General features: G+C 52.3%; 27 protein-coding genes. 11 read left to right on the top strand and 16 right to left on the bottom strand.

The window, feature by feature from the left end; all coding sequences use genetic code 11:
* The 5 genes from IPL17_RS11395 to IPL17_RS11375 all read right to left on the bottom strand — a co-directional run.
* Positions 1-139: Hsp70 family protein (locus tag IPL17_RS11395; RefSeq protein ID WP_345307209.1), on the bottom strand; the 139-nt coding region annotated here is incomplete at its 3' end.
* A 90-nt stretch (positions 140-229) separates the two neighbouring features.
* Positions 230-775, bottom strand: coding sequence for a nucleotide exchange factor GrpE (locus tag IPL17_RS11390; protein ID WP_345307208.1), 546 nt, complete (start codon positions 773-775; stop codon positions 230-232).
* 47 nt (positions 776-822) lie between these two features.
* On the bottom strand, positions 823-1,863 hold the full coding sequence (gene hrcA / locus IPL17_RS11385; protein WP_345307207.1) for a heat-inducible transcriptional repressor HrcA: 1,041 nt from the start codon (positions 1,861-1,863) through the stop codon (positions 823-825).
* A 126-nt stretch (positions 1,864-1,989) separates the two neighbouring features.
* Positions 1,990-4,209 carry a protein kinase gene (locus IPL17_RS11380; RefSeq protein ID WP_345307206.1) on the bottom strand — a complete coding sequence of 740 codons (2,220 nt, stop codon included), beginning with the start codon at positions 4,207-4,209 and terminating at the stop codon, positions 1,990-1,992.
* Between the two features lie 39 nt (positions 4,210-4,248).
* Positions 4,249-5,238: a phosphatase PAP2 family protein gene (locus tag IPL17_RS11375; RefSeq protein ID WP_345307205.1), complete on the bottom strand. Its 990-nt coding sequence runs from the start codon at positions 5,236-5,238 to the stop codon at positions 4,249-4,251.
* A 67-nt stretch (positions 5,239-5,305) separates the two neighbouring features.
* Here IPL17_RS11375 and IPL17_RS11370 point away from each other — a divergent pair, with 67 nt between their 5' ends.
* Together IPL17_RS11370 and IPL17_RS11365 are read left to right on the top strand one after the other, a co-directional pair.
* Positions 5,306-7,672 (top strand): transglutaminase-like domain-containing protein, encoded by a 2,367-nt coding sequence (locus IPL17_RS11370; RefSeq protein ID WP_345307204.1) that lies wholly within the window; start codon positions 5,306-5,308, stop codon positions 7,670-7,672.
* Between the two features lie 38 nt (positions 7,673-7,710).
* Positions 7,711-9,423: an adenylate/guanylate cyclase domain-containing protein gene (locus tag IPL17_RS11365; RefSeq protein ID WP_345307203.1), complete on the top strand. Its 1,713-nt coding sequence runs from the start codon at positions 7,711-7,713 to the stop codon at positions 9,421-9,423.
* A 172-nt stretch (positions 9,424-9,595) separates the two neighbouring features.
* Here the strand turns inward: IPL17_RS11365 and IPL17_RS11360 are convergent, their stop codons facing one another.
* The 8 genes from IPL17_RS11360 to IPL17_RS11325 all read right to left on the bottom strand — a co-directional run bounded on the left by IPL17_RS11360 (position 9,596) and on the right by IPL17_RS11325 (position 18,371).
* Positions 9,596-10,702 (bottom strand): M20/M25/M40 family metallo-hydrolase, encoded by a 1,107-nt coding sequence (locus tag IPL17_RS11360; protein ID WP_345307202.1) that lies wholly within the window; start codon positions 10,700-10,702, stop codon positions 9,596-9,598.
* A 110-nt stretch (positions 10,703-10,812) separates the two neighbouring features.
* Positions 10,813-11,835 (bottom strand): carbohydrate kinase family protein, encoded by a 1,023-nt coding sequence (locus tag IPL17_RS11355; protein ID WP_345307201.1) that lies wholly within the window; start codon positions 11,833-11,835, stop codon positions 10,813-10,815.
* 6 nt (positions 11,836-11,841) lie between these two features.
* Positions 11,842-12,387 (bottom strand): DNA-3-methyladenine glycosylase I, encoded by a 546-nt coding sequence (locus tag IPL17_RS11350; protein ID WP_345307200.1) that lies wholly within the window; start codon positions 12,385-12,387, stop codon positions 11,842-11,844.
* A gap of 37 nt (positions 12,388-12,424) precedes the next feature.
* Complete coding sequence (locus IPL17_RS11345) at positions 12,425-13,531, bottom strand: Xaa-Pro peptidase family protein (RefSeq protein ID WP_345307199.1); 1,107 nt, start codon at positions 13,529-13,531, stop codon at positions 12,425-12,427.
* Between the two features lie 9 nt (positions 13,532-13,540).
* Entirely contained in the window at positions 13,541-14,350 is an 810-nt protein-coding gene (locus IPL17_RS11340; RefSeq protein ID WP_345307198.1) for an SDR family oxidoreductase, read from the bottom strand.
* A gap of 217 nt (positions 14,351-14,567) precedes the next feature.
* Positions 14,568-16,529 carry an endopeptidase La gene (gene lon / locus IPL17_RS11335; protein ID WP_345307197.1) on the bottom strand — a complete coding sequence of 654 codons (1,962 nt, stop codon included), beginning with the start codon at positions 16,527-16,529 and terminating at the stop codon, positions 14,568-14,570.
* Positions 16,481-17,041 carry an LON peptidase substrate-binding domain-containing protein gene (locus tag IPL17_RS11330; RefSeq protein WP_345307196.1) on the bottom strand — a complete coding sequence of 187 codons (561 nt, stop codon included), beginning with the start codon at positions 17,039-17,041 and terminating at the stop codon, positions 16,481-16,483. Before IPL17_RS11330 ends, lon begins: the two co-directional genes overlap by 49 nt.
* Positions 17,025-18,371: a folylpolyglutamate synthase/dihydrofolate synthase family protein gene (locus IPL17_RS11325; protein ID WP_345307195.1), complete on the bottom strand. Its 1,347-nt coding sequence runs from the start codon at positions 18,369-18,371 to the stop codon at positions 17,025-17,027. The genes IPL17_RS11330 and IPL17_RS11325 overlap by 17 nt, the downstream gene beginning before the upstream one ends.
* Before the next feature lie 126 nt (positions 18,372-18,497).
* Here IPL17_RS11325 and IPL17_RS11320 point away from each other — a divergent pair, with 126 nt between their 5' ends.
* The 6 genes from IPL17_RS11320 to IPL17_RS11295 all read left to right on the top strand — a co-directional run bounded on the left by IPL17_RS11320 (position 18,498) and on the right by IPL17_RS11295 (position 23,266).
* Complete coding sequence (locus IPL17_RS11320; RefSeq protein ID WP_345307194.1) at positions 18,498-18,779, top strand: DUF503 domain-containing protein; 282 nt, start codon at positions 18,498-18,500, stop codon at positions 18,777-18,779.
* A 104-nt stretch (positions 18,780-18,883) separates the two neighbouring features.
* Positions 18,884-19,675, top strand: coding sequence for an SDR family oxidoreductase (locus tag IPL17_RS11315; protein WP_345307193.1), 792 nt, complete (start codon positions 18,884-18,886; stop codon positions 19,673-19,675).
* A gap of 137 nt (positions 19,676-19,812) precedes the next feature.
* Positions 19,813-20,004 (top strand): hypothetical protein, encoded by a 192-nt coding sequence (locus IPL17_RS11310; RefSeq protein ID WP_345307192.1) that lies wholly within the window; start codon positions 19,813-19,815, stop codon positions 20,002-20,004.
* A 20-nt stretch (positions 20,005-20,024) separates the two neighbouring features.
* Positions 20,025-21,530 carry a murein biosynthesis integral membrane protein MurJ gene (gene murJ / locus IPL17_RS11305; protein WP_345307191.1) on the top strand — a complete coding sequence of 502 codons (1,506 nt, stop codon included), beginning with the start codon at positions 20,025-20,027 and terminating at the stop codon, positions 21,528-21,530.
* Between the two features lie 174 nt (positions 21,531-21,704).
* The gene (locus tag IPL17_RS11300; protein ID WP_345307190.1) at positions 21,705-22,754 is read left to right on the top strand and encodes a hypothetical protein; all 1,050 of its coding nucleotides are present in this window, start codon (positions 21,705-21,707) and stop codon (positions 22,752-22,754) included.
* Positions 22,755-22,756: 2 nt separating this feature from the next.
* A complete protein-coding gene (locus IPL17_RS11295; protein ID WP_345307189.1) occupies positions 22,757-23,266 on the top strand; it encodes a CopD family protein in 510 nt (169 codons plus the stop codon).
* A 54-nt stretch (positions 23,267-23,320) separates the two neighbouring features.
* Here IPL17_RS11295 and IPL17_RS11290 read toward each other — a convergent pair whose 3' ends face one another.
* The 3 genes from IPL17_RS11290 to IPL17_RS11280 are packed head-to-tail and all read right to left on the bottom strand — an operon-like array spanning position 23,321 to position 24,747.
* Positions 23,321-23,488, bottom strand: a complete 168-nt coding sequence (locus tag IPL17_RS11290) for a hypothetical protein (RefSeq protein ID WP_345307188.1) — start codon at positions 23,486-23,488, stop codon at positions 23,321-23,323.
* On the bottom strand, positions 23,478-23,798 hold the full coding sequence (locus IPL17_RS11285; RefSeq protein ID WP_345307187.1) for a hypothetical protein: 321 nt from the start codon (positions 23,796-23,798) through the stop codon (positions 23,478-23,480). Before IPL17_RS11285 ends, IPL17_RS11290 begins: the two co-directional genes overlap by 11 nt.
* 4 nt (positions 23,799-23,802) lie before the next feature.
* On the bottom strand, positions 23,803-24,747 hold the full coding sequence (locus IPL17_RS11280; RefSeq protein WP_345307186.1) for a diacylglycerol kinase family protein: 945 nt from the start codon (positions 24,745-24,747) through the stop codon (positions 23,803-23,805).
* Between the two features lie 154 nt (positions 24,748-24,901).
* Here IPL17_RS11280 and IPL17_RS11275 point away from each other — a divergent pair, with 154 nt between their 5' ends.
* From IPL17_RS11275 to IPL17_RS11265, 3 genes are all read left to right on the top strand, one after another.
* On the top strand, positions 24,902-25,192 hold the full coding sequence (locus IPL17_RS11275; protein ID WP_345307185.1) for a nucleotidyltransferase family protein: 291 nt from the start codon (positions 24,902-24,904) through the stop codon (positions 25,190-25,192).
* Positions 25,189-25,521, top strand: a complete 333-nt coding sequence (locus IPL17_RS11270; protein ID WP_345307184.1) for a DUF86 domain-containing protein — start codon at positions 25,189-25,191, stop codon at positions 25,519-25,521. Before IPL17_RS11275 ends, IPL17_RS11270 begins: the two co-directional genes overlap by 4 nt.
* Before the next feature lie 217 nt (positions 25,522-25,738).
* Entirely contained in the window at positions 25,739-26,359 is a 621-nt protein-coding gene (locus tag IPL17_RS11265; RefSeq protein ID WP_345307183.1) for a hypothetical protein, read from the top strand.
* Positions 26,360-26,365 lie beyond the last annotated feature (6 nt).

Raw genomic sequence — 26,365 nt, 5'->3', positions numbered from 1 at the left:
CGTGGTTTTTATTGACCGCCACCACAGAAGGGACAAGCCGCTCGCCTTCCGCAGAGGGGATCACGATCGGTTCACCGCCAGACATCACAGCGGCTACCGAGTTGGTTGTGCCCAGATCAATTCCAATAATTTTTCCCATTTATTTAAGTTTTCCTGTGTCAAGTATCAGGTGTCGAGTTCCATCACGCGCAGGAAACTGACACCTGACACATGGGACCTGACACTTCTATTACTGCGCCACTCTCACCAATGCGGGACGAATGACTCTTTCCCCAAGCTTATATCCATTTTGCACGACCGCGATCACATGCCCGCTTTCAACAGCATCGCTCGGTTCATGCGAGATCGCCTCGTGGAAATTCGGGTCAAAGACCGCGCCTTCAGCGGCAATGCGTTTTACACCTTCGGCATCCAAAATATTCTGAAGTTTGCGGGCGATGAGTTCAATGCCGCCTGCCCAGGCATCATCCGCAGGACGGTTCTGCAAAGCGCGTTCCAGATCATCCAGCGCAGGCAATACTTTTTTGATGATATCGCCCTTCATTGAAGCGTACTTCATCTCATTATCACGCGCCATGCGATTCTTGTAATTTAAAAATTCAGCCTGAGATCTTTGCCAGCCATCTTTATATTCAAGGGCTTTGGCTTGAGCCTCCGCCAACTGGCTTTGCAACGATTCGCGGTCTGCATCCGCAGCGGTCTGCCCGTCATCAACGGGCGTTGACTGCGTTTCATGAATTTCTTGATCGTCCATGTGTTTCTTTTTATCAGTCATACTCTCACTCTCAAAGATTTTTTATATGGCGCGCTTGTGCGCCATGATTATTCACTCACAATATTATCGTTCACCAGATTACTCAATAAGCTTGCAACATATCTCACCGTGGGGATCGTGCGCGCATAAGACATTCGCATGGGACCCAAAACGCCCAACGTGCCTGTTGCGAGACCTGGCGCGCCATATCTGGCAATGACCATCGAACATTGACGGAGTTCCTGCCAGCCGCCTTCCCCGCCGATCAAAACTTGCAGCCCGCCGACACTGCTATTTGTAGAAGCACGGGCAAGCAGACCTTGCAGAGAAGATCTTTCTCCAAACAGCCGCACCGCCCAGCGCGCATCATCTGACGAGTCGGCAAATTCAGGTTCGCTCAAGACATTGGTGAGTCCATCTGTATAAATTTCACCCGAAGCGCTTTCAGACGTGCGCTTCATATCTTGAACCAGGAGGGTGATGATATCCTGCTCAAGCGCGTCTGCACGGGAGGACAGAGCCGAGATCGCATCAACAGAAAGACCAACCAGCAATAAATTGAGCCGCGCTGCGGCCTGGCTTAAGCGATCCTGCGTGACAGGCTCAGCCAATGTCAAAATTTGCTGATTTACCTCGCCGCCATCCATGACCAGCACCATCAGGACCTGACGTCCCTGTGTGGAGATCAATTCAATATGCTTGAAGCGGATCGTTTCCGCGTGCGGGGCAGTGACAAGCGACACACCCTGCGATTGATGCGCAAGGATCGACGCGGCCAGCGTCATCCACTGTTCTACATCGGGACGAGCCTGGAAGAATTGATGCGAGATGGTGTTTTGCACTGACGCGGGTAATTCCGCATTCTGCAGCATCTGCGCGACGAAGACGCGATAGCCTTCCTCAGCGGGCACACGGCCTGCTGAAGTGTGGGGCTGTCTTAGGTAACCCATCTCTGTCAGCGCGGACATTTCATTTCGGACAGTCGCAGGACTCAGGTCAAGGTGGAAGCGCTCCACCAGCCTCTTTGAACCAACAGGCTGTGCCGTCTCGATATAGTCGCGTATAAGGAGCAGGAGAATGGTTCGCTGTCTTTCGGTAAGTTCAGGCATGGCGATTTATAGTCTAACATGCAAAAATGAAGAGCGTCAATAAGAGGAGTGTAAGAGTTTATAAAAGAAGAGAAAAGACCATCGGCAGGTCTTTTCTCTTCTTGATTCGGTGTGATAATTATTTACTTACGGAGCGGGGCGCCAGACGGGGTTGAAGTCGGGGCTGGGATCAGTGGTGACACGCACGATGTTTTCTCCTGAACTGTCCATGTAGAAAATATCGTTATTATCGCCTGTATCGCCGCCTTCATAAGCGATGAGTGTACCGTCCGGGGAAAAATCGGCATTCTCAATGGTCAGCACATCTACATTCAAACGCGTACCCTGCTTGATGGTACGATCGGTCGCGGAAATGGTCATCAGATAGGGCAGGCAAAAATTTGTGGCGCAGCGTTGATTGAAAAGTATTGTTTTGCCATCATGAGACCATTCCGGCCAATAGTCTGAAAAATCCAAACCGCTGCGGACGATCTGCAATGGATCGCTGCCGTCTGCTTCCATCACCCATATTTGAAATACGCCAATACGCTTGAGTGTATAAATGATCTGCGATCCATCCGGCGACCAGGAAGGCTGGCGCGCATATGTAGGCGAGACATTATTCGTAAGTTGGGTTGCCGTGGAGAGGTCATCCAAACTGACCGTAAAAATTTCCAAATTTCTGGTTCGCAATGACGTAAAAGCGATGGTCTTTCCATCGGGTGACCAGGCTGGTTCAAAGTCTCCACCGGGCTGGGTATCAATAGCGGTCAAACCACTGCCATCCGCATTTATGATATATAGGCTGGCGTTGTAATAGATTTCATCCATACCTTTGCAGGGAGAAATGAATACCAATCTTTCACCATCCGGCGACCAGGAAGGCTGGCAGGCGCCTTCAGGCATATCAGTGACTTGCACAGCGCTGTTACCTGCAAGGTCAACAAGATATATCTGTGGCATTCCCGTGCGGCTGGACGCGTACGCGATCTGTCCAGTCCCGCCGCCAAAGGAATTGATGGGAGGGAGGGAAACTTGAGTCGCTGCCAGGCTCGTTGAATCAGCGACAGCCGAAGTCGCGGTTGGAAGTGCCACCTTGGTCGGTGTGCGGGTTGGCGTGGGAGGTTTCGGTGTATGCGTAAAAGTGGCGGCCGGTGTTTGGGTTGAAAGATCAGCCGGCGTGAGGGTTGGAACAAGGGTGGTTGGAATGGGGGTAAATGAAGGTATGGCTGTATTGATGGGCGGGGCGAGGAATGGGATTGCCGCGCGTATATTCGTGGGCAAAATACCCGGAGCAAGGAACGGCACACTGATCACAAGAAAAAGCAGCAGAAGCAATGTAAAACGGATCAACGCATTGCGGCGTTTGCGTTCACGCTCCTTTTGTCGTTTAAGCGGAGAGACAAAAATATGGTCTTCCTTCTCCATAACAATCGGGATGGGCGGGGGAGGAAACTTGTTTTCTGTTTCTGTTATGGAATCGCTGATGTCTTTCTGCGGAAAATCCTCCGCGGGCGGAGGCACAACAGTGTAACCGCCTGCGACCTGCTGGGTCTTGGATTTTGCGCCCAATAAGGCTTTCTTAAATTCCTCGGCATCTTGAAAGCGGTCACTCGGATCAACCGCCATGGCTTTCTCAATGGCGGCGGCAAAACGACGCGAGATCTTTGAATTCCGTTTTCTGAGCGGGGTTAATTGAGCGTTATCCATCGCGCGCGCCAGGCCGTCTTCAGGGATGACCCCGCTAAGCGCCGCGTATAAAGTAGCGCCGAGGGAATAAATATCAGTACGCGGATCGGTGCGCGCGGTCCCATATTGTTCCGGGGGAGAGTAGCCGGGCGTCATTGCGCGCGCGCCGGTTGTGGTGGCTTGGGTCGCGTTCTGGTACACCTTCGCCAATCCAAAATCCACCAGGAAGATGTGACCATCCGGTGTGATCTTTACATTGCCTGGTTTAATATCACGATGCAGGATCGGGGGTTTACGGGTGTGCAAATAAGAAAGGGCATCGCAGATCGAAGCGCCGATATGGACAGCATCCTCTTCCGGAAGCATACCCACACGCTCCATGCGAAAACGCAGATCTTCGCCTTCGATAAAATCCATCACCAAATATTGCCCCTGATCATCCAGCACAATATGATCGGAAACACGGGGCAGATTGGGATGACGGAGATTCGCGAGGATCACCGCTTCAAGGCGGAACTGACGCGAATATTCATCGGTTGTAAAAAGATTTTCCTTTAATGCGATGACCACGCCCAGGTTTTCATCAATGGCGCGATAAACAGACCCCATGCCGCCCTGTCCGAGGATTTCCACGATACGGTAACGATTATGAAGGAGAGTATTTTTTTCCAGCGTCATCAAACAAGCCTTTTTTTATCAATAATGGCCGAGATTATATCAGATTGAATTCACACGCTCTGCAAGTTTAAAGCGCACAAAAATCCACAGCGCACCGCCAGCCACCCACCAGCCGATCAGCCCATAGCGGATATAACGTAATGCGTAAAAGATGAATCCATCGCCGGTTGGGAAAATTGCGCCCAGCCCCTTCCAAAAGATGAGGACACCGATCAAACCGACAATATAACGAAGAACACGCTTCGGTATCGGACCTGAAGCCTGGTACCCGCCAATGGACAGGATCCACGCCGCACCAACCGCCAGCCCAAAGAAAGTCCCTGCCGAAGTGAAAATACCGCTTCGATCAACGGGATTGGGCTGCTCTGTCCCGGCAAGCAATGCATTATTAATCCAATCCTGCGGAACTTGATAATTGCTTCTTAAAGCCGCCGCGCCCAATCCTAACACGATAAATATCATGGATACGATAAATGCAATGAAAATCTGATGATATAAAGTTTTTGTCCGCAGCCATTCGGCAATCGGTTCCCATAAACGGGTAAACGCCCACAAAAGCAGACCGCCGATACACCAGCCCAGAAGGACATCCTGTGGAAAATGCGAGCCGAGGTATAGACGAGAAAAACCGATCAAAAAGATGAGCGCAAGCGCCGCGACCCATACCCATGTTTTCTTGTAATAGGCTGCGATGATTCCCCACACACTAACCGCATGCTGCGCATGACCCGATGGGATCCCAAATGAAGTTTCAGGCCAGAGAGCGCGCACATGTGAACTCACCCAATAAGGGCGCGGACCGGCAAACAAGACCTTGCCCATTGTGTTGAGCATGTTGCTCGTGACCAGTATCAGTCCCACCCGAAGCCCGAGCGCAGAGTCAACGCACCAATAGATGAGCGGCAAAACCAGAAAATAAAATTCCTCCGTGCCCAGATTGCTAAATAATTTCATGGGAAAGATCAGCCAATCTCCCATTGCTTGAAGAGCCACAATAAAGGCAACACCATTATCGATCAGGGTCTGCATACAGTTCTCCAGAGTTATATTTATTTTTCAATTGACGAAGACGCTTCTTTTATTGTACACTCAAAGCATGGAAAAATCACCTGCGCGCTGGTGGGATCTGCCTTCAGCCACATTCTTATTTTTTGCGATCCTATTTTCGACCTGGCGTTTGCAAGAGACGGAGTGGACCGAGGGGCTTATCCATGTCTGGAATATAGCACTGCTTGGCTTGATGGTTGGGCTGGCGCTGGGACAAAGCATGTATCAAAAGCGCGGCGTCATACTGCTGACAGCCGGCTACATGTTGACACTTTTTACATGGCAATTGCTGGGCATGATGGAGTTTGGAAAGGAAGAGACCTATCTGGGAGACAAGCTCATCGTTCTGGCCGGCAGAATATTCCTTGGGGTGAGCGAATTCGCCGCGGGCAGACCTGTTAAAGATCCGTTATTTTTCGTGGCGCTATTTTTCATTCCATACTGGTGCGCGGCGCTATACAGCGGATTTCAATTGACACGCCACGCGAATCCGCTGGCGGCGATTTTACCGAACGGTATATTGATGTTCGTGATCTACTTCAACCATTACACCACGCGCGATACCAGCTGGCTGTTCGGTCTTTATCTGTTCATGGCTTTTCTTCTGATGGGTCGGCAAAAATATTTGCGTGACCGCGAAATTTGGCGCGAACGGCATGTGCAGATCTCGCCCGAAAGCGGCGTGGATTTTAATAACACCATCATGGTCAGCGCGGCGGTCTTGATCATACTGGCCTGGATGGCGCCGTCTTCGGTCTTGACATTTAATTCATACGCAAGAAAAACCTGGCAGTCCATATCGAAAGAATTATTCCCCCAAAACGACCGTTTGGAAAATATCTTCGCGGCGGCAAAAAAGGAAAATATTCCGGTCAGCGATGTGTACCGAAGTGAAATGGCGCTCGGGACGCAAGCCAGTCAGAGCGCCGAGATCAGCATGCTCGTTTTTCCATCCTCCCCTTCAAAAGATCTACCGCGCCTGTACTGGCGTGGACATGTGTATGACAGTTTTGAAGGCGGGCGCTGGCTGACCAGCAGCGTGACCAGTATCAATTATGAAGCGCAGGACGGCGACTTTTTAATTGAGGACGCTCAAAACCGTCTAAGGCTGGATTTCACATTCAATGTTTACACACAAGGACAGGCCATTCTTTACACGGCTTCACAACCAATATTTGTCAGCCACCCCGCGAACATCATCCATAAGATAATTCCGACCACGGGGGAAGACCGGGCGAATATTGAAGGCCTTGATGACCTGATGGATATTTCAGCCTTGCGCTCAATACCCAAGCTTGAAGCGGGAGAGTCCTATCAGTCGAGCGCCTTGGTGGCCAATCCGTCCATTGCTGAATTACGCGCAGCCGGGTCAGAGTATCCCAGCTGGGTGACGGATCGGTATTTACAACTGCCTGAGGATTTTTCGGTCCGCATCCGCGAGCTGGCAGAGGAATTAACTGCCGACCAGGACAACCCGTACGACAAAACAGCCGCCATTACCAACTACCTGCGCAGCGAGATCGAATACGAACCCACCATCTCGTTCCCGGATGGGACGACCGACCGTTTGGAATATTTTTTATTTGATGTGAAGAAAGGCTTTTGCAATTATTACGCCAGCGCTGAAACATTAATGCTGCGCTCGATCGGCATTCCCGCGCGGCTGTCGGTGGGATACGCGCAGGGAGAAATGAATGTGGAGAACACATTCTATACCGTCCGCGAACGCGATTCACACGCCTGGCCTGAAGTGTATTTTCCGGGTTACGGCTGGATCGAGTTCGAGCCCACAGGCAACCAGGCCGCGCTCGAACGTCCGCTGGAAGCGGCTGAGGAACCCTCGATAACGCCTGTTCTGCCAGAGCAACTCGAAGCAGACCCGATCACTCAGGATAAACCAGCCGCAGATGAAACAACCGGCGCGAAACCGCGGCTGACACAGACGCAGATCATCCAGATCAGTCTGGCATCCGGGTTTATCGTGCTGGCTGCGCTGATCTTTTATCTTAAGCGGCGCTACGCGCCAAACCTGCAAACGGCGCAGATACTGAAAACAGTGGTCGAACGCAGCGGCTGGGAAACTCCGCAATGGCTGAACCGCTGGGTGCGCTGGACGGAACTCACCCCGATCGAGAGGTCCTTCCAAAGCGTCAACACGGCATTACGCTGGATGGACAAGCCGCCTTCTGTTGATATCACCCCGGCAGAACGCGCCAGCCTGCTGACAAGTTTGCTCCCCTCTGCGAGCGCTGATATCGAGAACGTGCTGCGCGAACATCAGTCGGCGCTGTTCACACGGCGTGGAGGCGACGCCCTGCTCGCGCGCCGCGCCGCGCGCAACATCCTTTATCAAGTGCTGTATCTGCATATAAAAAACTTTGTCTTGGGATACAATCACGCAGCCCCGCCAAAATAACGGGCGGAATTTACACAAGACCTAGCCCGGGAACCCTCATGCACTCTGAACAAACCCGCCCCACCACAGTCCACGATCAATTGCTCATGCTCGGTTTGCAGGCTGAAAAGATCCGCGTTGAGCTCGAAGCGAGCAGGCTTAAACTCCCAAAAAATACACTTGAAGAATTACGCAACCTTGAAAGCACGCTTCCGGTCATCAGCGGGAAAATGGAGGCCTTTCAAAAAGAACACAGCAACATGCTCGCCCTGGCCGATGTGGGACAGGTGATCAACTCATCGCTTGAACTCGATGAAGTTTTGCGCATCGTGATGGACAATATCGTACGGCTGACCAAAGCGGAACGCGGATTCCTTATGCTGCGCGATGACAAAGGCGAAATGATCACCCGCATGGGGCGCAACTGGGAAATGGAATCGATCAACCCGTCCGAGTTGACCGTCAGCCGCTCGGTGGTGGCGCGCGTCATTCAAAGCGGGGAGCCGATCGTCACGACCAACGCGCAGGAAGACAACCGTTTCAGCGGACAGGAAAGCATTGTGGCATTCAACCTGCGCTCCATTTTATGCGTGCCGCTAAAAGTAAAGAATGAAATGATCGGCGTGATCTATGCCGATAACAGGATCCGCGCGGGCATTTTCGCCGATTCTGAAAAAGAACTGCTGGCGGCATTTGCGAATCAAGCCGCGGTGGCGATCGAGAACGCGAGATTATTCTCCTCGCTCAAACACACCCTCGAAGAAGTGACAGGACTCAAGAATTTAATGGAATCGGTCTTCGCATCCATCGCCAGCGGAGTCATCACCGCCGATGTGCAGGATCAGGTCACGCTGGCGAATCGAGCCGCGCAGTTCATCATCGGGCAGAACGCGCCCGAGATCCTCGGTCATCATCTTAACGAGGTGCTTGCCTCCGTTTCAAAAGAGATCGCGCCGCACTTGAAGGAAGTGCGCGCAACCGACAAGCCGATCATAGACCTTGAAGTACACCATAACCTGCCCGCGCGCGGAAATGTGGATTGGCGCTTGAACTTCTCGCCGCTCAAAGATTCAAACCAGAAGACACAGGGCGTCGCGATCGTGCTGGACGACCTGACCGAGCGTAAAAAACTGGAAGCCCAGCGCAGACTCTTCGAGCGCATGGTCTCACCCGCTGTGATCGAACAGCTCGACCCGAACAGTTTACAGCTGGGCGGCAAGCGCGCGAACATCACCGTGCTGTTCGCCGACATCCGCGGATTCACATCCTACAGCGAGAAATTATCCCCTGAAAAACTGGTCTTTACTTTAAATCGTTACCTCGCCGCCATGGCGGACGCGGTGCTTTCGCAGGAAGGCACGATCGACAAGTTCATGGGCGACGCGATCATGGCCTGGTTCAACGCGCCCATCCCGCAGGCGGACCATACCCTGCGGGCGGTCAAAGCCGCGCTGGCATTGCGCGACTCGGTCGAAGCGCTTTATAAAATACTTCCCGAAGAGGAACATCTCTCATTTGGCGCGGGCATCCATTTCGGCGACGCGGTGCTCGGGCTGATCGGCACGGAAAAACGACTCGAGTACACCGCCATCAGCGACAACGTCAATACCGCCAAACGCATCCAGGAAAACTCAGGCAGGAATCAAATTTTGATCAGCAGGGAAGCCTACGAGCGCGTCATGGAGGATGTCAAAGTGATCCCGCATGTGGAGATGAGTCTGAAAGGCAAGACCCACCGCATTGAGGTGTTTGAGGTGACGGGGATAAAATGAAGAATGATATATGGGGTAAACAAGCCGACAAACACAGATTGCTCAAAAGAAAAAAGGGTTTGCGTTTCAGCGCAAATATAAATCAGCAAGAAAAGCAAATCAACAGGGCAGGGTCAACCATGTATGTCGTGCAAATACCTGGCGCTTGCGGCGCGCCCTGCTTGCTTGATCTCTACTCTTCTTCCACTCCCGCCCTCTCCACGAACCTGACCACTGCTTTCATCCCTTTTTCAACCTGCTCAAGATGGATGTATTCATGCGTGGTGTGCGCGCCGCCGCCGGTCGTGATGCCCATCACCACAGCCGGGATTCCGCGGCTTAAGGGGATATTCGCATCGGTGGAACCTGAGGTCAGGACGGCGCTGATGCCCTGTTCGCTCAGGCAATTCACAGCCAGCTTCACCAGCGGGTGCGCGGAAGGGATCTCGCCGGCGGGACGCTGTCCGATGATCTCAGCCAGCATGGTCACGCCGTCACGGTCTGCCAGGCGGAACAACTCCTCGACCTGATAGATCAATTTTGAAAGCACAGCCGGGTCCTCAGAGCGCAGATCCAATTCACATTTGGCTTCAGACGCCAGCACATTAATACCCGTCCCGCCGTCGAACCTGCCGACATTCATGGTGGTGCGCGGTTCGCGCGGCAGGCGCAGCGCGGTCAGGCGCGTGACCAGCGCGGCCAGCTCATGCACCGCCGAAGGCTGGCCGTAATCAGACCACGAATGTCCGCCCGCGGTTTTCGCGGTGATGCGGTAACGCCGCACGCCGATCGCGCGGTGATAGACATGCCCGAAGGCGAGTCCCTCCAACACAAGATACCCGATCACATCCTGATCGAAGCGCTCAACGACCGCGCGCATTCCGCACAGGTCACCGAGCCCCTCCTCGCCGACATTGGCCGCGAACCAAATATCGTGCGCCAGCGTGATCTTTTTTTGACGCAAAGACCAGATGACGCCGAACAACGCCGCCACACCCAGCGAATTATCGCCGATGCCCGCCGCGAAGATCTTTTCCGCCTCTTTCCTAACCTGCAAATTGACACTGTTTGGAAAGACGGTATCCAAATGGGCGGAGATCACCAGCGCCGCGGCCTTCTTCTGCCTGCCTGGTAAACGCGCGAACACGTTTCCAAGCGCGTCGATGGAAACATCCTGAAGCCCTTCGTCTACAAAAAGTCCGCGCACGAATTCGGCGCGCTTCCCTTCAGAGAATGTGGGGGCCGGAATCTGCTGGATCTGAATGGCGAGGTCAATGAGTTTGGCTGAAAGATTGTTCATGGGTCAAGTATAAAGGCAGGCGGGTAAATAAAGAAGCCGGGAGCATTGTGCGATTCCCGCTTTTAAGCCGTAAGGCTCGTAAAGAATCCTTGCACGTTTTTCTTCATCATTCACACCTGCCTGCTTCTATCCTTCAATGAGCGCAGGCGCGCTTCGGCGAGACCGGGCATCACATCCAGCGGATAGAAAGGTCCGCTGCCTTCTATCTTAAGCGAAGCGGAAACGCTTCCATGCAGCCCCGCCATTAAAGGATCGTTCGTTATTTGCAGTCCGGCTAAAAATCCGCCGCAATAGGCGTCGCCGATCCCGGTCATATCTGCGACCCGCGCTGAATAAGCGGGCACTTCATAGCGGTGATTGCCCGCCGCGTCGTAGATCATCTGTCCGTGCGTGCCGCGTTTGATGACAACGATCTGCGGACCATACTCACTGGTCTTGCGCGCCATCTCCCACAGGTCATTGGTCTCGCCCCAAAAGAGCGCGCGCATTTCCTCTTCTGACGGGAGGAAGACCGTGACGCCCTGCAGGACGAGTCGCAGCTCGCGCCAAAAGCCGGGCATCATATAGCCGGCAGACGGGTCCAGGCTGACGGTCTGGTTTGACCCGCCCTTGAAGAGGCTGACCATCTGGCTCTGGCTGACAAAGTCAAAGGGGCAGAGATGCACATAACGCACATTCCAGTATTCTTTTGGAACATCCAGCGCGGCGGGTGAAGCAGGTTCAGGTTTACGCGAATCTTTGCGCAATGGGTCTGGCGCTTGATACCCAAGCAGTGATTTGGGAAAAGTAAGCTGACGGCGCGCAAAATGTGAGACCACGTTGGACTGACTGCGTTCATGGGTCTCGTTGTAAGCCACGAACGCGCGTAGGTCCATATTTTGCGGATCACGGACGGTCAGAATGCCGCGCGTATCAAATCCGCGCGCATCGAGATCACGCAGCCATTGATGCGGATAATCTTCACCGACGCGCCCGACCAGCCCGGCAGCCTGATCCCAGACAGCCAGCCCGCCCGCAGCATACAGCAAACTTCCACCGGGCGTATCCAAAAGCGGATGACCCAATCCCGGTGGAGGCAGAATATATTCGCGATTGAGCTTGCCCACGATCACAAAAGTCGGCTGTGTGGTCATGATGGATTATTTTCGCATCCAGGCCGGGCGCAGACTCGCCACCTTCCGATAGACAGGACATTGCTCCTCGTGCGCTCCGCTCAAATAGCCCGTGGACATCAGGAACTCGTTGACGATCTCGCCGCCGGTGAACACAAAAGTTTTCTTGAACAATTTTGTCCACTCCTCTTTTGTAAGCGGATGATGCGCGTCCAGCCAGCCTTTGAATGAACCAAAATCCTTCTTTAACCCGAGTATCTTCTGCGCGTTGACGATGGCCGCGTTGACCTTTAATCTATTTCGAATAATACCCGCATCCGCAAGCAGCCGTTCACGGTCTTTTTCATTGTATTTTGCGACTTTTTCTATTTTGAAATTATCATAGGAGTTGCGGAAATTGTCGGCCTTCTTCAGGATCGTGATCCAGGAGAGCCCGGCCTGATTGATCTCAAGCACAAGCCTCTCAAACAGTTCATCATCACCGCTTAATGGGAATCCGTATTGAGTATCGTGATACTCCCTATTAAAAGTATCTTCAGGATGAGCGTTGCAGTATTCGCAATAAGTTGCCATGGTATGCCTGTCAAGTAGTGCTATTTGTCTTCAACAATTATCCAACCACGCGTATCTCTCTCGGCATATCCGATAAACATTCCGCGCCTGTCTCGGTGATGACCACATTGTCTTCAATACGCACGCCATTACGGCCGGTCAGATAGATGCCGGGCTCCACAGTGTACGCCATACCGGGCTCAAGCAATTGCATATTGTCGCCGCGCATATACGGGTCTTCGTGACCTTCCATGCCGATGCCGTGACCGGTGCGGTGCGTGAAATATTTTCCGTAACCAGATCTCTCAATGACCTCGCGCGCGGCCTTGTCCACATCCGCGCACGGAACACCGGGCCCGCCTGCGGCACGGCCGGCGGCATTTGATTCCTGAACGATCTTGTGTATCTTTTGACATTCGTCATCCACCTCGCCCACAGCGAAGGTGCGCGTCAGGTCAGAGATATAACCTTCATATGCCGCGCCCCAGTCCACGACCAAAAGATCGCCCGCCTGCAATCTCCTTTCAGAAGGTGAAGCATGCGGATTCGCGGCATTGGGTCCGCCCGAAACGATGGGCGCAAAGGGGAATTCGGAATCGGAGCCATTCTTCAACAATTGCATCACCAACTCGGATGACAATTCGCGCTCGGTCATTCCCATCTTTATTAATGGGATGGTCGCCTCCAACGCATCCTGCGCGATCTTCACGGCGCGGCGCATCAGGTCAACTTCAGCTTTGTCTTTCTTCAAACGCAGCATGGATAAAACATCACTCGCATCGGGGAATTCCGCTTCCGGCGCGCCTGTTTTTACGTGGCCAAACTCCAGCAACCGCAATTGACGCGGCTCCACGCCGATGCGCTTCCCATCCAGCCCCAAAAGCTGGGCTGCTTTACGAAAAGCATCGCCCCACTCTGATGGATTCTCACCGAATGCGACAGCCTGCACTTTGTATGGGAAGAGATCCATCTTGGGCAGTTCAAGCTCCGGCAGCACAAGCACAGGGTCCCGGCCCGGCGCAACGAACAAAACAACAGGCCGTTCCATGAGATGGAAACGCAGGCCGGTCAAATAGGTCAGCGTGGGACCGGGATTTAGAATAACCGCATCCAGGTTCGAGGTCCGCAGTGAAGCGGTGAGATTGTTGAGGCGCGCAAGTGTCATGTCAGTCTCCTAATCCAGTTTATGATTTTTTTTCGAGAACACGTATAAGATCCCATCCACTACGACAGGGAAAAGCATATCAAAAGTGGTGACGAGGCGAAACCACCACGGAATGACGAGACTGCGGCGCGGGCGTTTGGCGACATCCAGCACGCGCCGCGCAACATATGCAGAGGTCATGCGCGAGCTGAAAGATTTTCGAACCGAACCATAGGTTCGACTCTTCCCAATATGCTGGCCAAATTCCGTCGCAGCGGGACCGGGATATATTCCGCTGACCTTAATGCCCAAAGGCGCAACTTCGCGCCGCAGCGCATCGGTGAAAGCTCGCGCGCCGTGTTTGCTGGCGGCATAACTTGTGATGAGCGGCGATGCGATCAGCCCGGCCACTGAAACCATGTTGATGATATGACCTTCTCTGCGCTTCAACATGTGGGGCAGCACGGTGCGCGTAACTTGCATGAGCGCGGTTAAGTTAACCTGTACCAGCATGGCAATATCGCGGTCCAACGAATGCTTCTCGAACCAATCCACCCGCCCAATGCCGGCGTTATTAAAGAGGATGTCAATTTGGCCGTAAATATCCAGCGCGGACTTTACCATGTCATCCACATCAGCCGTATTGGTTATATCGACCGGGATGGCAATTGCCTCACCACCCGCATCTTGAATTTTTTGCGCGAGGTCTTGCAATCGGTCAATGCGGCGCGCGGCAAGGATAACCCTGCAGCCTGCCTGGGCAAAGAGCAGCGCGGCATCTTCTCCAAAGCCAGAGGATGCGCCGGTGATGAGGACAACTTTGTTTTTCAAATTTGGCATGAACGGATTATTCCAATACGTATCGTGTTAATTGTTTAACGCGAACTACACTAATTGATGAATTTCTCGAATTGATTAAAAAACCTCGTAATTCGCTCATTCGCCACATTCGCGTTGAAGATTTATACGGTGGTGAAAATAATAAAAAGAGTGACGCTGGTAATTTTATCACCCGCGCCACCTTGAAAAGCCATTGCTATGAAATCAGAAATTAGTACTACTCTTCCTGACTTTCCTCCCGCGCATGTTTCTTTGGACGCGGCGGTTCAACAGTTACCTTGTCAGAAAGCGCGATCGCCAGCACATCATCCATGTGCTTGATCGGAATGATCTTCAATTCAGACCTGGCGGTCTTGGGGAGTTCCATCAGATCCTTCATGTTCTTTTCTGGAAGCAGGACGGTCTTCAACCCGGCACGATGCGCGGCGAGAACCTTCTCGCGCACGCCGCCGATCGGGAGTATACGCCCGCGCAGGGTGATCTCGCCGGTCATGCCCACGTGACGCAGTACAGCCCGCCCGGTCAAGGCGGAGATGATGGCTGTCGCGATGGTAATTCCCGCCGATGGGCCATCCTTCGGAATGCCGCCTTCGGGCATGTGGATGTGAATATCCAGGCGCTCGAACACATCCAGGTCAATTTTCAACGCAGCGGAGCGTGACTTGATGTATGTCAGCGCGGCGTGAGCTGATTCCTGCATCACCTCACCCATTTGACCGGTCATCTGCATGCTGCCTTTGCCTTCAAGGATCGCGACCTCGACAGACATGATCTCGCCGCCGGTTTCAGTCCACGCGAGGCTGGTGGCGACGCCCACTTCATCAGTGCGCCCCGCTTCAGATTGAAAGACCTGCTGCGGACCGAGCAATTTCTCGATCATATCTGGCGCAATGGAGGTGGGATATTTCTTGCCTTCCGCTTTCAGGCGCGCCACCTTGCGGCTCACGCGTCCGATCTCGCGCTCCAAATTACGCACACCCGCTTCATATGTATATTCACGGATGATGCGCTGTAATGCAGCGGGCTCAAACACCAAACCGAGATTATCAATTCCATTCTCTTCGATCTGGCGCGGAATGAGATAGCGGTTCGCGATCTCCACCTTTTCCTCTTCAATATAGCCGGGAAATTCGATCACCTCCATACGATCCAACAACGGAGATGGAATATTTCCCAATGAATTAGCGGTGGTCACGAACATGACCTTGGACAGATCAAATGGCAGTTCAAGATAGTGATCGCTAAAGGAATGATTCTGCTCGGGGTCGAGCACTTCAAGCATGGCTGAAGCGGGATCGCCTCTAAAGTCTGAATACAGCTTGTCAATTTCATCCAGCATAAAGAGCGGATTTGCCGTGCCGGCGCGCTTCATCGTTTGAAGAATGCGCCCGGGCAAAGCGCCGATGTATGTGCGGCGATGTCCGCGGATCTCGGCTTCATCACGCACGCCGCCCAGCGAGACACGCACGAACTTGCGTCCCAGCGCATCCGCGATGGAACGGCCTAATGAAGTCTTGCCAACTCCGGGCGGCCCGACAAAACACAGGATCGGCTGGCGTTCCTTCTTTGGTTTGAGTGAACGCACGGCGATATATTCAAGAATTCTTTCCTTGGCCTTCTTCAAACCATAATGATCGCGCTCAAGGATCTTCGCGGCATTCTTAACATCCAAATTATCCGGCGTGGAACTGCTCCAGGGCAGGTCAACGATCCAATCAACATACGTGCGGATCATGCCCACTTCGGGAGACATCGGCGGCATTTGATTCAACCGCTCCAACTCCTTCAACGCCACCTTCTTTGCTTCTTCCGGAAGGTTGGCGGCTTCCACCTTTTTCTTTAAGTCGGAGGCATCGCGCGAGAAAACATCGCCTTCGCCCAATTCCGTCTGGATCTGTTTCATCTGTTCGCGCAGATAGAACTCACGCTGACTCTTATCCACTTCATTCTGCACACGCGAATGGATCTCGTCTTCCAGCTCAAGCACATCCACTTCCTGCGCCAGAATATTATTCAACAATCCCAAACGCGCCTTGGGATCAAGGATAAGCAGCAGACGCAATTTCGACTCATAGGTTAATGAAAGCGAAGTGGAGATCATATCGGAAAGCCAGCCGGGTTCCGAAATGTTCAACGCGAATAAATGCGCTTCTTCGGGAATCGAGCGGTCCAGCTGCACAAGCGTTCGAACAGGCTCAGCGCGGAACGCATCAACGCCTGCGTTTGCCTGTCTGCCACTTGCGGCTCGTTGACCACGCGCGCGCGTACTTTTAGATACGGTTTGGTATGAATGAACTCAACGATCTCAACCCGTTTGCGCCCCTGCACCAGCGCAGAACGCGAGCCATCGGGCATGCTCAATAAACGACCAACCGCCATTTCCACGCCGATCGGTAAAAAATCACTTACACCGGGCTCATCCAGTTCGGAATCTTTTTGGGTTAACCCAATTACAGTTTGCTCTTTTTGCTGCGCCGCCTGAACAGCCAGCAGAGAAGCCTCGCGCCCGACAAAAATGGGAGAGACCATGCGCGGGAAAATGACCATGTCGCGCAATGGCAGCACCACAGCCTCGATCAGCCCGTCAGCGTTCGGCTCCATATTCGGGACACGATACAGTTCCTCGGTCCGTTGTGACAGTGTCAGGTCAAAATTATCTTCTTCTTCGTTCCAGTCAGATTGATGATTCATTTAATATTTTCCATGCAGACATGACTTCCGCGGTGACAAACATGCTTCCAGCGGATAAGACAATGCTACCATCTTTTGATGACAATTCCAGCGCCCGCGCCAATGCGGATTTGACAGGAGTGACCGCTTCCGATTCAACCCCGGCCTGCTCAGCCAACTGTTGAATTTTCTCCACTTCGAGCGCGCGCGGATGATCGGCGCGCGTAACAATAACTTTCTCGATCTTCGATTTCAACTCCGCGAACATGCCGGGGATGTTCTTATCTTCCGAAGCGCCGAAGATGAGATAAACCTTTTTGGCGGGGAAATATATTTCAAGAGTTTCACTCAACTTCGCGAAAGAATCCTGGTTATGCGCCGAGTCAAAGATCACGGGCGGATTGCGCCGCGCAATCTCAAAGCGGGCGCGCCATTGTACTTGAGAAAAGCCTTTTTGTATCTGTTCGTCCGTGATGGGAATCCCGCTGACTTTCAAGGCTGTATAAGCAGTGGCAGCGTTTTCGATCTGATGATTTCCGAGCAGGGGAATTTGCAATTTGACCATGGACCGCGGAGCGTTACCCACCGTCCACTGTCCACTGTCCACCGTCAGTGTTTGTCCCTCCAAGGATGACTCGATCAACTCAAAATTTACGTCACGCCCGACCAAAGTTAACGCTGAATGCTTAAGTGCGGCTACACGCTCCAAAACCGCGAGCGATTCATCCTTCTGTGGCGACGAAACCACAGGTACGCCATCTTTGATGATGCCAGCCTTCTCACCCGCGATCAATGTCAGGGTATTTCCCAACACAGCAGTATGGTCATAGGATAATGAAGTGATGACCGAAATCTTGGGTGTGACAATATTGGTCGCATCCAGCCGCCCACCCAGGCCCACTTCAAAGACCGCCGCGTTAACTCCATATTTTCCAAACGCCAGAAATGCCAGCGCGGTGGTAATTTCGAAGGTTGTCAACTTTTCGATCTTTGCAACATGCGGTTTGATCTCTTCCACCAACTCGATCAACTGCTCATGCGAGATCGGCGTGCCGTTGATCCGAATCCGCTCAACGTAATCCTGCAGATGCGGTGATGTGTACAAGCCAACCGAATACCCCGCCGCCTGCAAAGCCGCCGCACACAGCGCGGACGTGGACCCTTTGCCCTTCGTCCCTGCCACATGGATGATGGGATATTTATTCTGCGGGTTGCCCAATGACTCCATCAACGCGAACATACGGTCAAGGTTGAAGTCCGCCTTGGCGAGTTCGGACGAATGTTTCAGGCTATAATCCACGAAAGAATAAAGGTAATCAAGGGCGTTGTTATAGTGGGTTTCGGTGTCCATGCGTGGGATTGTAAATCGTAATTGGTAATTGGTAAACTTATTAATGCGGCTTTCAAATTGAAACTTCGACAGGCTCAGTACAAGCTTTCGCAATCCAAAATCGCAAATCAAAAATCGTAAATCCTCATGCTCGCCACCCTCACCATCCACCTGCACCTCCCTGCCTGCGCCTCGCTCAAAGAAAAGCGCGGAAGGATCAAGCCGCTGATCTCGCGTTTGCATCGCGAATTTAACGTCTCCGTGGCGGAGATGGATTCGCAAGACAAATGGCAGGAGACGGTAATCACGTGTGCCATGGTCAATTCTGATGCGGTGACTTTGCAACAGTCCCTGCAAAGTGTGGCAAAATGGGTGGAAGCAAATTGGGAAGACGGCCAGATCATTGATGAAAAGATAGAAATAATTTGATGTCGCTGCGAGCGTTCTTTGGTAAGCAGTCTCCTATTAAAGATGAGATTGCTTCGGCAAAAGAACATCGCCTCGCAACGACATATAAATATAAGGAGGCATAAATGGATTTAAGATTGAAGAACAAACGCGCACTCGTGACCGGCTCGTCGCGCGGACTTGGGTATGCTACCGCGCTGGCATTGGCCAAGGAAGGCTGTCAGGTTGCCATCAACGGGCGGGATGAGGCGAAGATAAAAGCTGTTGCAGAAAAGATGAGCAAGGAATCAGGCGCTCAGGTCATTGGGCTGGTTGGCGATGTTGGCTTGACCGAAGTCCCTGAAAAATTGATCCAGCAAACTGTGGATGCATTGGGCGGGCTGGATATTCTCATCACCAACGCGGGCGGACCTCCACCCGGGTCAATCGACTCGCTTGATGAAGCCGCGTGGCAAAAGGGCGTGGACTTGTGTTTGATGCTGCATGTCCGTCTCATTAAAGCAGCGCTTCCATATTTGAGAAAATCAGATTCAGCGAGTGTCTTGACGGTTACGTCCATGTCGGTCAAACAACCGATTGCGAATTTGCTTTTATCGAACAGCATTCGCATGGCGACGATCGGATTAACCAAGTCGCTGGCGTTGGATCTCGGCAGGGAAGGCATTCGCTTCAATTCCATACTGCCAGGCTGGACAGAGACGGAACGTGTCACAGAGTTGATGACTGCCCGGGCAACAGCGAACAGCTCAACAGTAGAGGAAGAGACGCGCAAGCAGTCGGAGCAGAGTCCGCTTGGCAGGCTGGGGCAGCCCGAAGAGTTCGCCAATGCCGCGGCGTTCCTCGTCTCCCCCGCAGCTTCATATATCACTGGTGTGATGTTAAATGTGGATGGCGGGATGTATAAGGGCACGTTATAAAGTTATGTCATTGCGAGCCGCTCTTTGGCGAAGCAATCCCTAACTTAAGATGAGATTGCTCACCGCACTGGCGTACGGTGCAAGTGTCGTCGGGAAAAACACCCTCCTCGCAGCGACATAATAAAATTGGAGAAACCATGAATGAACAAAAAGAAAAAGTTTGTCTGAATTGTGACCGCACGGATGAACAAGTCCCGTTGCTGCATTTGACATTCAAGAATGAAACAAAATATATTTGCGCACAGTGTCTGCCTGTGTTGATCCATAAGACTCACACGCTGAAAGATAAATTGCCCGGCATTGAGATCGTTCCAGACAAGGCAGATTAATTTTATAACCAGTTATGCCAATGAATAAATTATCGCGTCTTACCCGTAACTCATTGATCATCGCGTTCTTTTTTCTGATAGATAAAGTTCTGGCTTTCGTGCGCACGGGGATCATCTCGCGTCAATATTCAGGGTCGGTGGAATTGCTGGATACTTTTAATGCCGCAAATAATCTGCCGGATGTTTTGTTCGCGCTCATCTCTGGCGGCGCGCTGGCAATGGCGTTCATTCCGTTGCTGACGGAGTATCTCACCACCAAGGACCGTGCCGCCGCATGGGACCTGTTTTCGCGCGTGGCAAATGTTGCCTTTCTGGTGACAGGTTCATTCGCCATTCTGATCGCCATTTTTGCACAACCCATTGTGGATGCGAAACTTGGCATCGCTCCCGGCTTTGACGCAGAGCAACGCAAACTGCTTGCTGAACTGATGCGCTTGAATCTGATCGGCACAGTCATCTTTTCGATCAGCGGCTTGGTGATGGCATCTCTGCAGGCAAATCAGCATTTTATTTTCCCGGCCATGGCGCCCAGCATGTACAACATCGGTCAGATATTCGGCGCGATCTTTCTTGTGCCGCGTTACGGTGTGCATGGATTGGTGTATGGAGTCATCATCGGCGCGGTCATGCACCTGCTCATTCAATTACCGATGCTGTTTAAGTTCGGCTTCCGCTGGACTCCATCTTTGAATTTACGTCATACCGGATTGATCGAAGCTCTAAAATTAATGGCGCCGCGTTTGTTGACCATGGGCGGGATCCAGATCATTGTTCTGGCGCGCGATAACCTGGCTTCACGGCTTGACCAGGTCGGCGCGGTAACATCGCTCACATACGGCTGGATGATCATGCAAGTGCCTGAGACCATCCTTGGGACTGCCATCGCCACTGCGATGCTGCCCGCGCTTTCAGAACTCGCGGCACGCGGCGACTGGGCAGGTTTCCGTTCAACGATAGAACGCGCCCTGCGGGTCTTGATCTCCCTCACCATCCCGATCGCGGCGGTCATGGCGGCGGGAATTCACCCGCTCGTGCGCGGGGTGTTCGGATTTGACGAAGCCACCTCCACGCTGATCACGTGGACAACACGCGCCTATTTAATGACATTGACAGGGTTCACCATCCACGAGATCGCGGCGCGGTCATTCTATGCCCGCAAAGAACCGCTGTTCCCGCTTTACGCAGTGGGATTACGTCTGGTTATGTTTTTGGGAATCGGCATGATCGGACTCACCTTCTTCAAGGAGATCGGTGCGCCGATCATTGCGTTCGCAGAGATCGCGTTACTAATAGAAGCGATCATCCTTTTCGGATGGCTGTCCAAACGCACACATGAACCGATCCACGTGGGAAACTCAGTCATCAAAGGGTTAATAGCCGCGGGCATCGGAGGCGTGACAGCTTACAGTATCGCAGTATACGCGCCCGGCGGAGCGATCTCCACCGCCCTGCTGGGGATGGTCGTCGGTGGAGTCATCGCGCTTGCTATCGTCTGGTCGGATGCGAAACAGATATTTAATCTGTAACGGTTTGGATAAACAAGTGCTCTCGTCGCCGTCCCCGGCGGCATCCACAGGATGCTTCACAAAGTACGCCGCCTTGAGCGGAGGATTTAATTGACTTTGCACGAGATCCATTGTTTGGATGAACAGAAAATAAGAAAAAATATGAAGGTTCAATAGGGAAGTATAATTATCAGCATGTCAGAACAATTAGAAAATACACAACCTCAAAAAACCGTTGAATTAGACGACACCCAACCGATCAAGCCGATCAAGAAACCATCCCGTTGGCGTGCCGCACTCGTTAGCATTTTGGGTTTCCTGCTGTTGGTCGGGCTGGGCGCATTCAGCGGATATTCTTCTGGAGTCAATCAACGCGTACAAGCGGAAGATTCCATCACATCACAACAGCTCTCCGAGCAATATTCATTTGCACTGGTGGATATTGAATTTGGGCGGTATGACAACGCAAAACAACGCCTGCAGTACATTATCTCGAAAGACCCAGGGTACCCCGGCGCCCAGCAGAAACTGACAGAAGTACTGGTAGTGAGTTCCATTCCAACGAGTACGCCAGTGCCCACACTCACCTCCACGCCCGATTTCAGCGGAGCCGAGAGCGCCTTTCAACGCGCGCAGCAGCTCATTAACGCTCAAGATTGGCCCGGCGCCCTGGGCGCGCTGGATACCATCCGCAAACTTGACCCCACTTACAATACCGCTCAAGTAGACGGCATGTATTACTTTGCCCTGCGAAATTACGGCTTCGATCTCATCACCAAACAAGGCAATCTTGAAGGCGGCATCTATCACCTGACACTTGCCGAGCGCTTCGGACCGCTGGACAACACCGCGATCGGACTGCGTGAGGGTGCGCGCATGTACATCACCGGGGCAAGCTTTTGGGAATTGGATTGGCTGCAAGCGGTCAATTATTTCGCTCAGGTCGGCATTGGCTGGCCGTCTTTATGGGATGGCACCATGACCGCCTCGCAGCGCTATTACATCGCCTCGATGCGCTATGGCGATGAGCTTTTCAATCAACAAAAATTTTGCGCCGCCGACGAACAATATTCTCACGCGCTGGCAATAGGTGCCCTGGACAATATTTCGGACGGCAATGCCGCTGAAGCTTATATTCAATGCCACCCTCCGACTGCCACACTGGAAATCATCCCAACGGCCACGATCGACCCGGCTTTGCTCGCCACTCCGACTGAAACGCCAACAACAGCGCCTGTACCCTGATCATGCCCATACCTCCTTCCTGGGTGATGGCGGTCTTCTTCTGGATGCACATGCTGGCGACAGTCACGTGGATAGGAAGCCTCGCCGCCATTAATCTGCTTGTCCTGCCCGCCTCGCAACGGACCTTGAAGCTGGCCGACCAACTCAGCTTTATCGCCGCCCTTCAAAAGAGACTCGAACCGCTGGCATGGTTCAGCATGGGATTGTTGGTGGTGACAGGTTTATTCCAAATGAGCGCGAATCCGCATTACGATGGATTCCTCTCGACTAGCACGCAATGGTCGCTGGCTATTCTGGTCAAACACAGTTTATCGGCGATCATGGCGGTGGTCAGCGCGATTCAAACATGGGAAGTCCTGCCCGCCATTCATCGCACATTGATGAAGAAAGAAAATGCCAAAGCGGATGAACTTGCCAGGCTGCAAAGACGCGAAGTGATCCTGCTAAGAACCAACCTGTTACTTTCCGCGCTGATACTCGGTGCGACAGCATTTGCAAGAGCCGCATTATAGAAATAAAAAAAAGCCGCTACAAAAAAGTAACGGCTTTTTGATTCGAATTTTATTTTACGGGGAAGGGACAACCGCCAGAAAATCCGCAGCGGACCAGCCAGCACGGGTCTCATCATACGGGGCAACGAGGTACCACCAGGTATATCCATCAGCGACCTGCGGACCATCCTTCACAAGAAAGACTTCCGCTTCATCTCCCCGAAAAACAGTTTCAGCATTCAAGCCCCGGTAACGCGCGGATGCGCAGTCCCTGTCCTTCGGTGCCGGTGATCTGTGCATAGCCGCCAATGCCGATGGTATTCGCCGCGAGCGTGGGTGTGGCAATTAACGGATCATTGGTGGGCACGACCGTGACATTGGGAGTATGCGTCGGGGCGGGAATCATGGTCAGGTCGGCGGGGGCAAACCCAACCTCAGGAGAGAAGCGCGGAGATGTCCAGCCGATAAAGATCAGGGTGATGATCAGCAACAGCCCGGCAACTGCCAGAATGCCGAGAATCACATAGCGGTTTAAATAAGGGCGTAAGTCCATTGATCTATCTCTTTGGGTCTTTCAACAATTGTAAAGCATCTTTTGGCATGAGCACTTTCAACGCGCGGTGCAAAGTTTTGATCTCGGCTTTATTGCCGCCAAGCACAGGGTCGCCATCCACTTGAATATTGAAAGCCGCGTCCGATTCAACCCGCGCAGTGTGGAATGGCAGGCAGCGCGCCTGATCGGATGTGAGATGACGGCCAGCCACGAGATCAAAGAAATGACGCAGCGCATCGGCGAGGCTGTCACCACTTAAGAGCCACATATCCATTTCGCCGTCATCGAGCAGCGCATTCGGTGAGATCAACGACATGCCGCCCGCGTAATGGCGGATGTTAGTCGCGACCACAACAAGATAATGCCCTTCTATAAATTCGCCATCGGTCCACACGCGCAGGTCAAGCCCATGCCAGAAGGTGGCTTCCCAAACTGTGGTTGCAAAAAAATGCGGAACGGACAAATGTTTAAAGTACCGGGGACGCGGTTCGATCTTGTGGATGGTCTGCGCATCCAACCCAACACCAGCCCACAACAAAAATGGCCGGTCGTTACAGAGACCAATATCCACATACTGCGGCTCGACATTCGCCAGCAGTTCTGCATTTTCGCGCAAGGCACGCCATTGGAACCAGCTAAAGGGTTTTTGTCCCTGCTCCAGCGCCCAGACATTGGTCGTGCCGGCCGGGAGCACGGCCAGCGCGGTTTCGGTGTTGATCAATCCGCTCGCCACCTGACCAACCGTCCCGTCGCCGCCGATGGCGAAGACCGCGTCATATTTTTCACTGGCGGCTTGATGCGCGGTCTGCGTGGCATGAGTTCCGCTTAAGGTCTCGGCGATCTCCATGCTCCAACCCGCGTTCTTTAGTGGATGAATAATTCCATGCACAAAACGTCCCACAGGATATCGCCCCGCAGTTGGATTGTAGAGTAGCAGTCCCTTTCGCATGGCGAGGATTATACCTGAGGGGATTCTTTATCATGTCATTACGAGGCGCTCTTTCTCTTTGCCGAAACAATCTCCAGTAATTTCTGGATTGATCTTCCAGAGAGAACTTAGTGCTCTTTATCTGCTATGATAAAATGATGAAAACAGGTAAATTATGGATGTAAAAACCTTGCTCGCAACCCGCCGAAAAGAAATCCTTGAAATTGCCGCTCGTAATGGCGCGGTCAATGTGCGCGTGTTTGGGTCGGTGGCGCGCGGAGATAACAGACCTGACAGCGATATTGACTTCCTTGTCAACTTGGAACCGGGACGCAGTTTAATGGATTTGGCACGGCTCTTGCGTGAATTGCATACCCTGCTTGGTTATCCTGTGGATGTAATGACAGAAGCGGGGTTACGTTCGCGGATCAAGCCGCAAGTATTAAAGGATGCGCGTCCGTTATGAGAAGTGAACGCGAACGATTGCTGGATATTCTCGAAGCCATTGAGCGTATCGAGAAATATGCGGAAGAGGGAAAAGATGCTTTTAATGCGGATGAACTTATCCAAACATGGATAGTCCATCATATTACGATCATTGGCGAAGCCTGCCGTTCTTTGCCGGATGACTTTCAAGCGCGCTATGCCAATGTCCCCTGGGCGGATATTATTGGGATGCGAAACATTCTTGTCCACCACTATTTTGGAATTGACACAGAAGCCGTCTGGTCAGTGGTGGTACGTGATATACCCGAATTAAAACTAAACATCCAAGTGATCGTGAAGAATATTTAGATAAGTTCTGTTTGCTTGGGAGGAAAAGATGACAATTGCTCAATCCTTAAAAGCGGAATTGTTCTTAATTTCTTTAATCCTATAAACCGCTTGCGGAGCACAACCCACTGTTGAACCAACACCACCACCGACAGCTACTCAAATTATCAAGCCAACGGGAACAGCAACGGCGACCAACACGCCTGCTCCTTCTGAAACACCCACCCTCGAAGCGGGTATGACAGTGGAACAGCAAAAGGCATACCTCGAAGCTCACAAGATCCCTTATATCGTAAAGCCAAATGGCGAATTGCAGTTTGATTTTATGAAGATATACACAAATCCAGAAGAGATCCAAACAGTAGCCCCAGCAAGACTTGGCGCTGACTTAGCTGCAGCTGCAGTAGAGTGTGATGAAGAATTTCCAGAGCCTACATCGTACAAACCAGATGCATATACACTTGTGCGATGGGGTGCTATACCTGACGATGACCAGCAACAGACACTCTATCAAACGTATATCATATCTGACGATTTCGCAGAAACCATTTCGCCAGGTGAACCGCTTTGTGTCCGCACGACGACGATTGAAGGTCGGCCGTTCGCATTTTTTTATATGCGTTCACCGCTGACTGATCCCGAGCAGCTCAAACAAAATGGTGGTAAAGCCTTTATCACCTACTGGATTATGGAGAGCGGATACTCGTACGCTCCTTTACCCGAGAATGTTGATGTCATAACTTCAATAGTTAGCGGAAGATTTCAATTTGCTTTGTCAAGTATCTTGGTAGATCCTGAAGTGCTCAAATCAGGACCTGAACCGGATATACAACGCCAACCAGCACTCATATATATATGATATATG

It is taken from the genome of Candidatus Villigracilis saccharophilus, from assembly GCF_016711665.1.
This window is presented reverse-complemented; position numbering and strand designations above follow the sequence as displayed.